This is a genomic window from Hymenobacter actinosclerus, assembly GCF_900111515.1.
Taxonomy (GTDB): domain Bacteria; phylum Bacteroidota; class Bacteroidia; order Cytophagales; family Hymenobacteraceae; genus Hymenobacter; species Hymenobacter actinosclerus.
Genome location: NZ_FOHS01000002.1, coordinates 884,919 through 899,513, shown reverse-complemented (window position 1 = coordinate 899,513; position 14,595 = coordinate 884,919). Strand labels below are relative to the sequence as shown.

12 protein-coding genes are annotated in these 14,595 nt (G+C 62.0%); 4 read left to right on the top strand and 8 right to left on the bottom strand.

Features of this window, described 5'->3' with window-relative positions; genetic code table 11:
* The first annotated feature begins 117 nt into the window (after nucleotides 1-117).
* The gene (locus BMY67_RS10150; RefSeq protein WP_092771057.1) at nucleotides 118-579 is read left to right on the top strand and encodes a hypothetical protein; all 462 of its coding nucleotides are present in this window, start codon (nucleotides 118-120) and stop codon (nucleotides 577-579) included.
* A gap of 25 nt (nucleotides 580-604) precedes the next feature.
* Here BMY67_RS10150 and BMY67_RS10145 read toward each other — a convergent pair whose 3' ends face one another.
* From BMY67_RS10145 to BMY67_RS10130, 4 genes are all read right to left on the bottom strand, one after another.
* On the bottom strand, nucleotides 605-970 hold the full coding sequence (locus BMY67_RS10145; protein ID WP_092771055.1) for a cupin domain-containing protein: 366 nt from the start codon (nucleotides 968-970) through the stop codon (nucleotides 605-607).
* A 141-nt stretch (nucleotides 971-1,111) separates the two neighbouring features.
* Nucleotides 1,112-1,885 carry an MBL fold metallo-hydrolase gene (locus BMY67_RS10140; protein ID WP_092771053.1) on the bottom strand — a complete coding sequence of 258 codons (774 nt, stop codon included), beginning with the start codon at nucleotides 1,883-1,885 and terminating at the stop codon, nucleotides 1,112-1,114.
* A 91-nt stretch (nucleotides 1,886-1,976) separates the two neighbouring features.
* Nucleotides 1,977-2,360 (bottom strand): response regulator, encoded by a 384-nt coding sequence (locus BMY67_RS10135; RefSeq protein ID WP_092771051.1) that lies wholly within the window; start codon nucleotides 2,358-2,360, stop codon nucleotides 1,977-1,979.
* Between the two features lie 65 nt (nucleotides 2,361-2,425).
* Nucleotides 2,426-6,649 carry a PAS domain S-box protein gene (locus BMY67_RS10130; protein ID WP_092771049.1) on the bottom strand — a complete coding sequence of 1,408 codons (4,224 nt, stop codon included), beginning with the start codon at nucleotides 6,647-6,649 and terminating at the stop codon, nucleotides 2,426-2,428.
* A gap of 120 nt (nucleotides 6,650-6,769) precedes the next feature.
* Here BMY67_RS10130 and BMY67_RS10125 point away from each other — a divergent pair, with 120 nt between their 5' ends.
* Together BMY67_RS10125 and miaA are read left to right on the top strand one after the other, a co-directional pair.
* Nucleotides 6,770-7,918: a glycosyltransferase gene (locus BMY67_RS10125; protein ID WP_092771047.1), complete on the top strand. Its 1,149-nt coding sequence runs from the start codon at nucleotides 6,770-6,772 to the stop codon at nucleotides 7,916-7,918.
* Nucleotides 7,919-7,959: 41 nt separating this feature from the next.
* Nucleotides 7,960-8,862 carry a tRNA (adenosine(37)-N6)-dimethylallyltransferase MiaA gene (gene miaA, locus BMY67_RS10120; protein ID WP_092771045.1) on the top strand — a complete coding sequence of 301 codons (903 nt, stop codon included), beginning with the start codon at nucleotides 7,960-7,962 and terminating at the stop codon, nucleotides 8,860-8,862.
* Nucleotides 8,863-8,945: 83 nt separating this feature from the next.
* Here the strand turns inward: miaA and BMY67_RS10115 are convergent, their stop codons facing one another.
* The 3 genes from BMY67_RS10115 to pfkA form a co-directional block, all read right to left on the bottom strand.
* Nucleotides 8,946-10,301: a vanadium-dependent haloperoxidase gene (locus BMY67_RS10115; RefSeq protein ID WP_092771043.1), complete on the bottom strand. Its 1,356-nt coding sequence runs from the start codon at nucleotides 10,299-10,301 to the stop codon at nucleotides 8,946-8,948.
* 544 nt (nucleotides 10,302-10,845) lie between these two features.
* Nucleotides 10,846-11,442: a hypothetical protein gene (locus tag BMY67_RS10110; RefSeq protein ID WP_092771041.1), complete on the bottom strand. Its 597-nt coding sequence runs from the start codon at nucleotides 11,440-11,442 to the stop codon at nucleotides 10,846-10,848.
* Between the two features lie 131 nt (nucleotides 11,443-11,573).
* A complete protein-coding gene (pfkA, locus tag BMY67_RS10105; RefSeq protein WP_092771675.1) occupies nucleotides 11,574-12,545 on the bottom strand; it encodes a 6-phosphofructokinase in 972 nt (323 codons plus the stop codon).
* Nucleotides 12,546-12,816: 271 nt separating this feature from the next.
* Here pfkA and BMY67_RS10100 point away from each other — a divergent pair, with 271 nt between their 5' ends.
* Nucleotides 12,817-13,242 carry a tellurite resistance TerB family protein gene (locus tag BMY67_RS10100; RefSeq protein ID WP_092771039.1) on the top strand — a complete coding sequence of 142 codons (426 nt, stop codon included), beginning with the start codon at nucleotides 12,817-12,819 and terminating at the stop codon, nucleotides 13,240-13,242.
* Between the two features lie 84 nt (nucleotides 13,243-13,326).
* Here the strand turns inward: BMY67_RS10100 and BMY67_RS10095 are convergent, their stop codons facing one another.
* Nucleotides 13,327-14,511, bottom strand: a complete 1,185-nt coding sequence (locus BMY67_RS10095; RefSeq protein WP_092771037.1) for an aspartate aminotransferase family protein — start codon at nucleotides 14,509-14,511, stop codon at nucleotides 13,327-13,329.
* Nucleotides 14,512-14,595: the final 84 nt, after the last annotated feature.

The following is a 14,595-nucleotide window of genomic DNA, read 5'->3' as shown; positions in this document are numbered from 1 at the left end:
ATAACACAGGATTCAGCAAGCCTCACCGGTGCAACCATTTTGCCTGGCGCGCTATCCTGCCATAGGCAAGACGCGCCTATCCTCGTTGCCCCGACCATTTACCGTTTATTCACCCGTATGAAAACGCGCTACTACCTACCGGCCGCATTGCTGCTACTCGCCGCCTGCAACAAGTCCGGCTCCGATGCCGAGCCGAAGTCAGTAGCTACCGGCTTCGGTCAGGATTTCACCCTGCAGTACCGGCAGGCGGCAACTCTGCCCCCAGAAACGAAGCCCGAGCTGACGGTGCTGCTGGAAGAGCTTGATTACCGGATTTGCCCGAAAAATGCCCGGTGCTTCCTGCCCGATCTGGTTTCGCCCACGCTGGCCATTACTGCGGCCGATGGGCAAACCCAGCGGGTCCTGCTGCCTTCGTCCGACCAGCAGCAAATAAGCAGCAGCCTGCCCCCCGACACAACTAGTATCCGGGCCAACGGCCGGCGCTACGTAGTGTATTACAAAGATTGGGGTGGCGACTACGACCGGGATAAGCTAGCGAAGAAGGACTTCCGGCTGACATTCCGGCTGGAGAAACCCTAACCTGCCCAACGCAAGCCGCCAAAGGCTAAATCTGCTCCAGCTGGGTGCGGGTCCGCTCGCTGGCCGTCTGGTCGCCGGTGTTCACAGTCGATTTGGGCTCGATCATCATAATCCAGGTTTCGGCGGCGCAGTGGGGGCGGTGGTCGGTGCCGCGGGGCACTACCAACAGCTCGCCGGGGTTCAGCTCGGCCGTGGTACCGTCGCGGAAGTCAATCAGCAGCTGGCCCCGCACTACCATAAACAGCTCGTCTTCCTGAGCATGGTTGTGCCAGATGAACTCGCCCTGCACCCGCGCAATTTTAATGTGCTGGTCGTTCAGCTCCCCAATCACCCGCGGATTCCAGTGGTCGGTGAACTGTGCAAACTTGTCTTCGAGCCGGATAACGTTCATCTGATTTAAGGGGAAAAGCTAAGGGGCCAGGCCACAACCCGGTTCGCCCCGGGTCGTAGCTCACTCACTACTCACTACTCACTACTCACTACTCACTACTCACTACTCACTACTCACTACTCACTACTCACTACTCACCACTCACCACTCACTACTCACTACTAAACCGTCGTAGGCCAGGCGGATGTTGGGGGGCAGGTTGGCTTCTACGTCGTGGTGGCGGCCCAGCTGGTGGCTGATGTGGGTGAGGTAGCCGCGGGCGGGGGCTAAGTCTTCGAGGATATCGACGGCCTCCTGCAGCGAGAAGTGGGAAATGTGCTGCTCGTGGCGCAGGGCATTGAGCACGATGATTTCCGAGCCGCGCATCAGGTCCAGCGAGTCGGGGCTGAGGTAGTTGGCGTCGGTGATGTAGGTGAACCCGCCCACCCGGTAGCCCAGCACCGGCAGCTTGTAGTGCAGCGCCCGGATGGGCTGAAACGGCACGCCGGCCACCTCAAACACCTCCGTGTCGCTTTCAATCGGGTGCAGCTCCACCCGGGGCACGCCCGGGTACTTGTGGTCGGCAAAAATGTAGGCGTACTCCTGCTGCAGCTGCGTGAGCACCCGCGGCTCGGCGTGCAGGGGCATATCCTGCTGCTGCCGGAAGTTGTAGGCCCGGATGTCGTCGAGGCCGCCGGTGTGGTCTTTGTGCTCGTGGGTGAACACGACAGCGTCGAGGTGGTCGATTCGCTGACGCAGGGCCTGCTGCCGGAAATCGGGGCCCGAGTCGATAACGATGCTCTTGCCCGCCACCTGCAGGTGTACCGACACGCGCAGGCGTTTGTCGCGGTAATCTACCGAGCGGCATACGGCACAGGAGCACCCAATGACGGGCACTCCCTGCGACGTACCCGTACCCAGAAAGGTTATTTGCATTATGGAGAAGCTAGAAGTTAGGAGCCAGGAGTTAGAAGGAACAGGCAAGTAAGCATTCTATCTTCTAGCTTCTAACTCCTGGCTTCTTCAATTACCCCACGTGCTGCTTCACTACGCGCACCAGGGCGTCGAAATCGAGGGGTTTGGGCAGGTAATCGGTTACGCCGGCTTCGCGGAACTGCTCCATCGAGTAGTTGTTGGCGTTGCCGGTAATGGCAATTACCGGGATTTTAGCAATGCGCGGGTCGGGGTTGCGGCGGATTTCGCGGGTGCACTCCATGCCGTCCTTTACCGGAATGTTGATGTCCATCAGCACGCAGTCGATGGGCTGGCTTTCGATTTGCCGGATAACCTCGCCCCCGTTTTTAGCCGACACAATGCGGTACTGCTGCAGCTCCAGAATTTTCTTGGTCAGGTTAAGAATGACGGAGCTGTCTTCGGCAATGAGGATGGTTTTTGGGTTTGAGTTTTCCATAGGTATTAGGCAGAGAGGGAGTTGGGTGGGTAAAGGCAAGGGAGGGGCAGCGTTGCCCCGGCCAGTCAGGGTGCCTGCGTCAGGGCAGGGTAAATGGCTCTGAATTCTGCAAATAAAACAAGTAAAAGTTGGAAATCCACTGCTGTGCTTGCGGTATCCTGGTCGCGCAGCTTCTGCTCCAGCTGTTTTACCCCTTCGGCCAGGGCCATAATGCCCAGCGTGAAGCCGGTGCCTTTCAGCTGGTGCAGATGGGGCAGAATGGCGGTGTATTGCCCAGCGGCTACCAGCGCGGCCGCTTCGCTTAGGACCTGCTCGGCTTCCTGCTCGAAATCGACGTAGAGCTGGGCCGCGAATTCGCCGCCGCCCAGCTGGCGTAGCTGCTCGACGATGGCCATATCCACCACCACAATGCCTGCGGCGGCCTCAACGGCCTCGACTGGCGGCGCGGCGGGCGAAGTTTCCGGCGCCGGCGCCGGGGTTTCGGGGGCTGATGCCGCGGGCGCAGCGGGGGCTACCTGGCTGAGCACGGCCCGGGCCATCGGGGTGCTCCAGCGGCGCAGCATGGCGTGCAGGTCCTGGCTTTTAACGGGCTTGGCAATGTAGTCGTCCATGCCTTCCTCCACAAAGCGTTTGGCATCCTCGCGCATCGAGTAGGCCGTCATGGCCACTACCGGCGGGCAGCTGGGGCCCAGGCGGCGGCGGATTTCGCGCATCGCCGTCACGCCATCCATTTCCGGCATCTGGATGTCCATGAAAATCAGGTCGTAGCTGGTATCGGGCGCAATGGCCCGGCTGATGGCCTCGAAACCGTCGGCGGCCACCGTTACCGTGCAGCCCAGCTTGTCGAGCAGGCGCGAGGCCACTTTCTGGTTGATGGGGTTGTCATCGACGAGCAGAATGCGCGGGTTGGTTTCGAAGCGCACCACTTCCTGCGGCCGTTCGCGGGCCAGCCGGCGCTCCTGCACGATTTCCTCCTCATTCAGGGCTACCTGGCAGCGGATGGTAAACCAGAACGTGGAGCCCTCGCCCACATTGGAGTACACCCCGATTTCGCCGCCCAGCATGTCGGCCAGCTGCTTGCTGATGGCCAGGCCCAGGCCGGTGCCGCCAAAGGCCTTGGTGGGCGTGGTGTCGAGCTGGGTGAAGTTGGTAAAGAGCAGCTTCTCGTCGTCGGGCGAAATGCCGATGCCCGAGTCCTGCACCGCAAAGCGCACCAGGTAATCATCTTTGCCCGCCTCCACAGCCCCGCCAGCCGCCGCATCGGCCACCACATCAGCCGCCGCACCATCCTCCACATCGGCCGCCGCCACGGCCGACACGATGATGCTGACGGTGCCCTGCGAGGTGAATTTGATGGCGTTGGACGTCAGGTTGCTCAGAATCTGGAGCAGGCGCGTTTCGTCGGTGATGATGAAGCGCGGCGTGGTGGGGGTGAAGTGGTAGGTGAACTTGAGCCGCTTCTGGTTGGCGCGGTTCGAGAACAGCGAGTAAATCTTCTCGAGCGTGTAGTGCAGGTCGACGCCCGCATCGTTGAGCTGCAGCTTGCCGGCCTGGATTTTCGACAGGTCCAGAATATCGTTCAGAATGGCCAGCAGCGCGTCCGACGATTTGCGCAGCGTGTCCACGTACTCCTCCTGTTCCTCGCTGGCCACAGTCTGGTGCAGCAAGTCAATCATGCCGATGATGCCGTTCATGGGCGTGCGCAGCTCGTGGCTCATGTTGGCCAGAAACAGCGTTTTAGCCTCCAGGGCCTGTTCGGCTTCCTCCTTGGCCAGGCGCAAATCGTCCTGCATCTGCTTGAGGCCGGTAATGTCGCGCCCGATGCCTTCGGTGCCGTTCAGCTGGCCGTTTTCTGCGTCGCCGAGCAGCCGGCGCGCATTCACCAGCACGCTCACAGCGTGGCCTTCCTTGTGGCGCATGGCCACCTCGAAGTTGCGCGCCTCGCCCAGCTCGCGCACCTGCTGCAGCAGGTTGTCGCGCTCGTGGGGGTTCGTATAAAAGTCGCCGATAAACCGCCCGATAACTTCTTCGGGCTGGTAGCCCAGCATGTCGTACACCGAGGGGCTGAGCAGGGTAATAAGGCCCTGCGCATCGGTGCGGTAGTACACGTCCTGGAACGACTCGAAAATGGCGCGGAACTTCTCCTCCTGCGCCGCCAGCTCCAGCTGCGAGCGTTTTTTGTCGGTGATATCGTGGGCAATGCCCGAAATTTCCTCGAACGAGCCGTCGTCGAGGTAAATGGGGTTGAGGTAGATTTCGCGCCACGAGTCCTGGCCCTTGGCGTCGCGCAGGCGTACCTCGAAGCGCTGCGGATGGCCCTGGAAAGCGCGGCGGTAGTTGCTGATAAAGGCCTCGCGCGACTCGGGGTCCATCAGGGCCACATCGGCCTGCCACATGTTCATGCCCAGGGCCGGGTACACGCCGTTGCGGCGCAGGAAATAGGCGGCGTAGTTGCGGTTGAACGAGGCCAGCCGGGCCCGCGTATCCAACGACCACATCAGGTGCGAGCCGCTCTCAAAAATGGCGTTCAGCCGGGCGTTCTGCTTCTGAATCTGCACCTCGTTGCGCTTGCGCTCAATGGCCAGCGCCACTTGGTTGGAGATAAAGTGCAGAATTTCGATGTCGGACGGGGCGTAGGCATCGGCCTTCTGGTAGTCCTGCACCGCTATTACCCCAATAATCCGCTCGCCAATGCTCAGCGGCGAGCACAGCATCACCTCCGGCATCAGCCCGTAGGCCGTTACCATGCCGCCGGATACCAGCTTCTGTAAATCTTCGCGCAGCAGGTACAGCGGCCGGCCCGTGCGGATGATGTATTCCGAGATGCCCGTCGAGAAGGGCCGCGTCATCATGGCTTGCTCGCCGGGCGCGTTCTGGTCGACGAAATAGGCGAACTGCAGCTGGGTGCGGGCCTCGTCGCAGAGGGCAATGTAGAAGTTGTTGGTTTCGATAATCTTGCTCAGCTCGCGGTGGATGGCCCCGTAGAGGGAAAGCAGATCCTTGGAGCTGATGGCCAGATTAGCGATGCTGTAGTACACCTTCTGCAGCCGCTCGGCCTTGATGCGGTCGGTGATATCGTGCAGAATGGCGCGGGTGCTCACCGGCTCGCTGTCCTGCCAGGAGCACGAAATCGAGCCGATCAGGTGTACCGGCTTGCCCGATTTGGTCAGGAAAACGGTTTCGAGCTTGTTGACTTTCTCTCCTTTATAAAGGTTGCGCAGCTGGTAGAGCAGCTTGGCCTTGTAGTAGGGGTGCACCACGCTGGCCAGCGTGAGCGAAGGCAGCTCGTCGTCGTCGTAGCCCAGCTTCTCCTTCCAGGCCTTGTTCACGAACAGAAAGCGGTTGTCGATGCTCAGGTTCTGAATCAGGTCGTGGGCGTTGTCGAGGAAGTCCTGCAACCGGTTGCGGTTGTCGGTGAGGGCCCGCACGGCCACCTGCTTGTCGGTGATGTCGCGGCCCACGAACAGCACGCCGGTGATGGCGCCGGCGGCGTCGCGCTCGAACTCGGAGTGCCAGAAAAAGGTGCGGCCCCGGCCGTAAATGGTGAGCAGCGAATGCTCGAAGAAATCCTGCACCTCCTGCGTTTCCAGGGCCCGCTGAAAGGCGTAGCGGCGCGGCTCCTGCTCATCGGCGGGCGCAAACAGGCCGAAGTACTCGCGCCCAAGCAGCGCCTCGGTCGTGTGGCCGGTTACCTCGCAGAAGTACGTGTTCACGTCCTGAATTACGCCTTGGCGGTCGAGCAGCAGGTAGCACATGCCGGCCCGGCTGAGCACGTCGCGCAGCTGGCCGCGCGAAAAGCTTTCGGAAGGTTCTGCATCCGTTTCCGCTACCGCCGCCGCAAACGGTGCCGCCGGGGCGTGCTGCTGCAGGTCGCGCAGGGTCAGCAGCAGCAGCGAGTCGCCGTCGGCCGCCGCTCCGGCCAGCCGGCTGACGAGCACCCAGGCTTCCAGCGGGGCGCCGCCGCCGGCCGGCGGCCCGAGCCAGCGCCACGAGCGGGCCTCGCCCGAGTGAGCGACGGCGGCCAGCGCTTTGCGCAGCTCGGCCTCCGTTGCCGGCGAGCCCTTGGGAACGGGGCCGGCCGACGCAGTAAAAGCCATCAGGCCGCTGCCCAGGAGCCTGGCGCGGGTGGTGCCTAGGTACTCAACGGCGCGCTGGTTGCAGTCGAGTAGCATGCCGCCGGCGTTGTAGAGCAGCAACCCGTCGGCCGATTGCTCGAAAAGTGCCCGGTAAAGGTCGGGCGTAAGCGCGGCGGATGTAGGAGTGGCCGAGTTGCTCGGAGAAGAAGGCATGCAGCAGGCAGAGAATGGCAAAATGGCTTCCCCAACAAGCGGGTCCCCGAACGAAGTTCTTAAATTGGCAACAATTCCCGAATAATCCATCTTTTCGCGCCGCCAACCGCTCCGCCCGCTTTGCCACCCCGCCTGGTTTTCACCGTCACCACCGACCTCAACTACGACCAGCGGATGCAGCGAATCTGCGCCTCACTGGCCCACGCCGGCTACCGCGTGCTGCTGGTGGGCCGGCAGGGGCCGGCCTCGCAGCCGCTGGGGCCGCAGCCCTACGCCCAGCACCGGCTGCGCTGTTTTTTTCAGCACGGAAAATTATTCTACGCCGAATACAACCTGCGCCTGCTGCTGTTTCTGGCGGGCCAGCGCGCAGCAGCCTGGTGCGCCATCGACCTCGACACGGCTTTGCCCGTGTGGCTGCGGGCCCGGCTGGGCGGCCAGCCCTTCGTGTACGATGCCCACGAGCTGTTTACCGAAGTGCCCGAAGTGGTGGCCCGCCCTCGGGTGCAACGGCTGTGGCGCCGGGTCGAGGACTTTATCGTGCCCCGCGCAGCCCTGGCCTACACCGTGGGGCCGGCGCTGGCCCGGCTGTTCGGGCAGCGCCACGGCCGGCCCTTCGCCGTGGTGCGCAACATCAGCCGCCTCAGTGCCGAAGTGCTGCCACCGGCCCCCACGGCCGCCCCGCCGGATGGGTTTATCCTTTATCAGGGCGCGCTGAATGAGGGCCGGGGCCTGGAGGAGCTGCTGACCGCCATGCCCCATATAAACGGCCGGCTGGTGCTCTGCGGCGAGGGCGACCTGTCAGCGAGTCTGCGCCGGCAGGCGGAGGCGCTGGGGCTGCTGGCCAGCGAGCAGGTGGAGTTCCGGGGCTTCGTGCGGCCCGATGACTTGCGCGAGCTGACCCGCCATGCCACGGTGGGCGTGAACCTACTGCGCAACGTGGGCCTGAGCTACTATTATTCGCTGGCCAACAAGTTCTTCGACTACCTGCACGCCGGCGTGCCGCAGGTGGTGGTCGACTTTCCGGAGTACCGCGCCCTCAACGAGCAGTACGACGTGGCCGACCTCGTGCCCGACCTGGAGCCGGCCACGCTGGCCGCGGCCCTTAACCGGCTGCTGCCCGGCGGCGACGCGGCCCGTTACCAGCAGCTGGCCGAAAATGCCCGCCGTGCCCGGCCACTGCTCAGCTGGCAGCACGAGGAGCAGGAGCTGCTGCAACTGTACGCCGGGCTGCTACCCGGCGCAGACCTGAGCCGGGTAGCCGGGGCGTAAGCCCGAATCGGCCGTAGATTTGCGGCTCCTTACGCGCTGCTATGAACCCGCTGGCTAACCTGACTACCACTGCTGAACCGACCCTGCTCGTCATTACCGGCCCTACGGCCGTGGGCAAAACAGCGCTGTGCGTGGCGCTGGCCCAGCAGCTGGCCACCGATATTGTGTCGGCCGACTCGCGGCAGTTTTTCCGGGAGCTAAGCATCGGTACGGCCAAGCCCACCCGGGCCGAAATGGGCGGCGTCCGGCACCACTTCATCGACTCGCACAGTATTGCCGACGACTACAACGCCGGCCGTTTCGAGCAGCAGGCACTGGCCACGCTCGACGAACTGTTCCAGCGCCACCAAATCGTTATCCTGACCGGCGGCTCGGGGCTGTACCTGCAGGCCGTTACCGAGGGCCTCGACGATTTGCCGGCCGCGCCACCCGAAATCCGGGCCGGGCTGCACCTGGAGCTGGCCGCCCAGGGCCTGGAGCCACTGGTGGCCGAGCTGGCCCGCCTCGACCCGCTGGCTCACAGCCGCATCGACCTGCAAAACCACCAGCGGGTGCTGCGGGCGCTGGAAATCTGCCGGGCCACCGGGCAGCCGTTCAGCTCCTTCCACGGCCATAAAGCGGCCGAGCGGCCCTTCCGTATCATCAAAATAGCCCTCACCCGCGAACGGGACGAGCTGTACCGGCGCATTGACCAGCGCATGGACCAGATGCTGGCCGCCGGACTGGAGGCCGAGGCTCGTGCCCTCTACCCGCACCGTCACCACAACGCCCTCCAGACGGTGGGCTACCAGGAGCTGTTCGGTTACTTCGAGGGCCACTACAACTACGCCGAAGCCGTGCGCCTGCTCAAGCGCAACTCGCGCCGCTATGCCAAGCGCCAGCTCAGCTGGCTCCGCCGCGACCCACAGTACCACTGGCTGCACCCCGACGAGGTGAACTGGTGAGATGGTGAGTTGTTGCTCAGGGAGGCTATCGGCGCAAGTGGTGCCGGCAGGGCTTTCGAACAGCACCTCACCAGTTCACCAGTTCACTTCCATTGCAGGCTGTTGATGTGCTGGCCGATTTTGCGGCCTTCGCGCAGGCCCACTTCATTGTCCTGGCGGGAGTGGATGCCGCCCAGGAAGCGGGAGAGGGCCGATTCTTCGGCCGTTTCCCAGAACGAGTGGAAGGTGCGGGCCCGGAAGTCGGTGGCCCGCGCCACGTCGCGGCCGCGGCCTACGTGCGAATCGTCGGTGAACGTAAGGTTGCCATAAAGGCCCTCCAGCACCACCGCCGTGGCTGCCGACTGCGTCGCGTGGCCCGAAGAGTAGCCCGGGAACGGCGGCGCCGGCCAGAACGGTACCCAGCGAGGGTCGATAAAGCGGCGCACAAAGGTGTAGGGCCGCTCGTTGTTGAAGGTGTACTTGCACTTCCAGCAGATAACAAAGGCATCGGCCACGGCAATGCCCGTACGGGCGAAGGTTTCGGCGGCCTTCCCTAAATCGGCCTGCGTGGTATTGACTATAATGCGGGCCAGGTTGTAGGAATGGCCGGGCGGGGTAAACGTGTCGCTCGGGTCGTCGGCCCACCACACCGATATTTCCTTTTCCTCCTGCGTCAGGCTGATGTTTTTGGCGTACACCTCCAGGTACTGCGCATAGTACTGCGAGGTAGGCTGGGTGGAGTAAGGCAGGGGCGAGGGCATGGGCATAGCCGCATCGAGCGCCAGAAAAGTGCGGTTGCTGCCCCAATAAGGCTGCATTGGCCGGAGCCCGTTCTCGGTGGGCTGCCAGTCGCCGGGGCCGGTAGCGGGCACGTAGCTGCTGGGGAAGTTGCGCAGGTAGCCCTCGTGGCCACCGTCGGTTTTCGACCACGTAAAAATGGCCTCGGCTACGGCCCGGCCGTAGGCAGCCGAGCGTTCAGCCGTGGCCGCATCGGGGCCGGCATACTCGCGGGCCAGCGCCGTCTCCAGCGAGTCGATGCGGGCCTGGCTGGCGGCCGGGGCGTTGGCAAACAGGTTTTTGAGAATGAAGGCCTGGGCTGCGTTGGCGCTCAGGGGCCAGCGGTAGGCCGGGCCGGCCTCGGGCTGGGGCAGGCTGCCGAGCTGCTGCAGCTGCCCGCCCAACGAGCGGTGCCCCGGCATGCCCGCCACCACCGACTCGTAGAGCGTAAGGCCGGCGTAGCCCAGCGCCCGGGCCGCCACCGGCGGCGTGAAGCCGGGGCTCTGGCGCACAAGCTGCAGGGCAAGGGCGCTCCACTTGGTGGCCACTGCCGCGTCGTAGCTGCTGGCCGGGGGAACTGTGGGAGCAACTTCCGGCTCCGACTGGCAGCCGCTTAGCAATAACAGCGGTAAGGCCACATAGGTTAGCGGCCGCAGCAGCAGCGTAAAGTAGTGTTTCAGCATATTACTGAGAAATCAGCGCCTCCCCGAAGTGGCAGGCTTTCTCAGTAAATATACATCTTTATAAGAATATATTTATAAAATATATAAGATTAATTATCAAATTTTATTAACTGATTGCGCCTCCATTCCTGTCAACTGTCTAACGCATGGATAGGAGTGACGCAGGTATATTCTGATTGATAAAGGCTCATGCTATAGCAGTTCCGCGAACAGCGTCTCTACAACAGGGTAAACCGTTCACGAAACCGCTATATGCCACCCTCCCGAAGACATGAGCGCAATAAAAAAGCCCTGCTGATGCCCGCGGGCACCAGCAGGGAGCACTTGGTAAAGTGTCTAGCCAAAGCAGGTGCCAGTTGCTTCAGACTAGCGGTAGCCGGAAATCCGGTCGTCGGAAAGCTGCGCTTCAATGTGGCTTCAGACAAAAAGCACCATCTGAGGCGCGAGAACCAGCAGCTTACCGGCAATAGACTGGCTAGCGGTGCAGAAAACAGCGGAAATCCATGGCCGCTGCATTTTGCTGCCTCGCGTGAGCCGAGGGCGTTTACCAGGCCCGGCTGAGCTGTACCTGCGAGCCCGGCAAAGTGGTGCCGTGGTTATCATTCTGGAAAGCCAGCCGGCCCCCAAGCCGCCAGGTGCGCTCCTGGTTAAGGGCAAAATCAAGGTAAAGCGAGGCGATATAGCCAACATGCAGGCCCTTGTAATTATCGGGAACAGAAAAGTAGCCGGCATACTCGCTGTAACCATAGGATGTATAGCTCCTGCTTTTGCTGTACCCCACAAAACCCCCGCCACCCACGCCGAATTCTACCGTTCGGTTGGCCCCGAATGGCAGCCAGTGCAGCTCCTGCTCCAGGTTGGCCGCGTGGTACGACTGCGGGATGTGGTATACGCCCCCAATCGTGATGGGGTGCGAACTGCCGACATAAGCCAGCCGTGACACCGACCGCAAATGCGCGCCTAATAGCGGCGCATACTCCACGTGGGTTTTCAGCACCTGATAGTCGCCGGAGCCGTTTAGGGAGCTGCCGATAGCTACTCGCCAAAGCGGGTTTACGGTGGACGCGGTTTGCTGGGCCTGCGCCTGGGTGGCAAGGCCAAATACGCCGGCTAAAGCCAGAGTCAGGTAAACGAATTTCATACACAAAAGATAAAAAGGTTGGAAGGGGAACTTTTCAATTAAAAACAAAATCCCTGCCAAAGCATAGTGCTCGGGCAGGGAAATAATGGGTTTGTTCGTCGGTAAGCTGTTCGCAATCAGCCAGGCAGCTTTTACGCGTTCAGGATTTCCACCATCCGCATAAAGCTCTGGTTGATGAGCTTGCGCTTGTGAATGGTGTCGGCGAAGGGCGTGTACACCAGCTTGCGGTCGACGATACCGGCCATAACGTTGTGCATGCCGTTCATGAGGCCTTCCACGGCGGCAATGCCGATTTGCGAGGCCAGCATCCGGTCGGCGGCCGAGGGGGCGCCGCCGCGCTGAATGTGGCCGATAACCGTTACGCGGGTGTCGAGCTGCGGAATGGCAGCCTTCACCTGCCGGGCCACTTCGTGGGCATAGCCCTCCTCATCGCCCTCGGCAATAACGACCAGAAACGAAGTCTTGGAGCGGTTATGCCCGTTTTTAAGGGTTTCGATTACTGCCTCGGTCGAGAGCTGGGTTTCGGGAATCAGCACGATTTCGGCCCCGCCCCCGATGGCGCATGGAATGGCAATGTAGCCCGAGTCGCGGCCCATTACCTCCACAAAAAAGCACCGGTCGTGCGAGTCGGCCGTGTCGCGGATCTTGTCAATGGCCTCCAGGGCCGTGTTCACGGCCGTGTCGTAGCCAATGGTGTAATCGGTACCGTATAGGTCGTTGTCGATGGTGCCGGGCGCGCCCACAATCGGAATACCGAACTCCTGCTCGAAAAGCGTAGCGCCGGTAAAGGTGCCATTGCCGCCGATGGCCACCAGCCCGTCGATGCCGTGGTTGACGAGCTGGTCGAAGGCCAGCTGCCGGCCCTCGCGGGTCTGGAACGACTGGCTGCGGGCCGATTTGAGGATGGTGCCGCCCTTTTGAATGGTGTTGGAAACGGAGGCCGAGTCGAGCTTTACAAACTCGCCCTTCACCATGCCGCTGTAGCCGCGCATGATGCCGTACACTTCGATGCCGTGGTAAACGGCGGTGCGGACCACGGCCCGGATGCAGGCGTTCATGCCGGGCGCATCGCCTCCGCTAGTGAAAACTGCAATGCGTTTCATCATATTTACTGTTTCTTCCGTAAGCAAAGCGGCCAGCTGAGCCGCAGCTGCCAAAGGTGCGCAATTTGCGCCGAATCTACGCTACCTGCGCCTATAAATGCAAACCCAACACTAGTTGAACGTACAGCTTTTGGAGGGGCGGCATATCGGGCCTGTTGCGTATTGGCTGTTAAAGCTCTAACTTAACTTTCGTTGCAGCCGGGCGGCTCCACTCCGGAGCCATCCGGAGGCCCTCGTTTATCCTCGTTCTTCCCTGCCAAATACCCGCCCCATGTTCGGTTTTTTTGAAAGTGAGCAGACCAGAAAGGTTAAAAGCCACCTCGTTAACCTGGCCGCACTGGCCAAGGCCGACGGGCACATCGACGAGCGGGAAATGAATTTCATTGTAGCCGTGGGCCGTAAAAGCGGCATGCGCGCCGGCGAAGTGCGCGCCCTGGTGGGCAACGCCAGTGCCCACGACATGCTGCTGCCCGACAACGATTCGGAACGCTTCGACCAGATTTTCGACCTCGTGGACATGATGCTGGCCGACGGCGTAGTCGACGACACCGAAATGCGCTTCTGCATCGATATGGCCCAGCGGCTGGGTTTCGCCCCCAACATCGTCGCCGGCCTGGTACGCAGCATTTCGCAGGGCGTGCGCGACGGTCTGCCCCGCGAACGGGTCAAGTCGGAAGCCATGGCGCTGTTGAAATGAGTTAGAAATTAAAGGTGAAAAATTAAAAATGCCGCTGAAAATCCCATGTCGAGCTTTTTCAGCGGCATTTTTAATTTTTCACCTTTAATTTCTAATTGCTGAAAGTAGCCCTGCGCAGGCTTCGTCAATCTGCTCCATCGTGATGGTAAGGGGTGGGGCAATGCGTAGCGAGTTGTCGCAGAACAGGAACCAGTCGGTGAGCAGATGCTGCTCCCAGAGGGCGCGGTCGATGAGCGGCTTAAGTACGTCGAACGAGTCGAACTCGACGGCCATTAGCAGCCCGCAGTTGCGTACCTCTCGGATGCCGGGGTGCACGAGCTTTTCGCGGAAGCGCGCCGCTTTGGCCGCTACGCCGGCCAGCAGGTTTTCTTCCTGAATAACCCGTAGTGTGGCCAGCGAAGCGGCGCACGACACCGGGTGGCCGCCAAACGTAGTGCAATGGCCCAGAATAGGATCGGTTTTGAAGCCGGCCATGATGTGCTGGGGGGCAATGAAGGCGCCGATGGGCATGCCGCCGCCCATGCCCTTGGCCGTGAGCAGGATGTCGGGCTCGATGCCGAACTGCTCGAAAGCCCAGAGCGTGCCCGTGCGCCCAAAGCCGCACTGAATCTCGTCCAGAATGAGCAGCGCGCCCACCTCGGTGCAGCGCTGGCGCAGGGCCGGCAGGTAGCCGGGAGCCGGCACGCGCACGCCCGCCTCGCCCTGCACCGTTTCGATGACCACGGCCGCCGTGTGCTCATCAATAAGCAGTAAGTCCTCGAACCTATTGTGGCGGATGTGGCGCACATCGGGCAGCAGGGGCCGGAAGGCGTTCTTGAAACCTTCGGAACCCGTGATGCTGAGGGCGCCGTGGGTGGAGCCGTGGTAGGCGTTGTGGCAGCTGATGAGCCCGGTGCGATCGGTGTGGCGCTTGGCCAGCTTCAGGGCCCCTTCCACGGCCTCGGTGCCCGAGTTGGTGAAGTACACGTTGTCGAGGCGCGCGGGCAGGGTGGCGGTGAGGGCCTGGGCCAGCCGGGCCGGCGGCGCCTGCACCACTTCGCCGTACACCATCAGGTGCAGATACTTATCGAGCTGCTCGTGAATGGCGGCCAGCACCCGCGGGTGGCGGTGGCCCACGTTGCTGACGCCGATGCCGGAAATCAGGTCGAGGTAGCGGGTGCCGTCGGAGGCGTACATATACACGCCCTCGGCCCGCTCAATTTCCAGCAGCAACGGAAAATCGGAGGTCTGGGCCTGGTGGCGCAGGAAAAGCTGGCGGGGAGTAAGCATGCCGCAAAGGTACGCCCGGTTACCCACGCAAAAGCCAGCCGCTACGCATGTTCGTGCGCAACGGCTGGCTTTTGCGTGGTATAT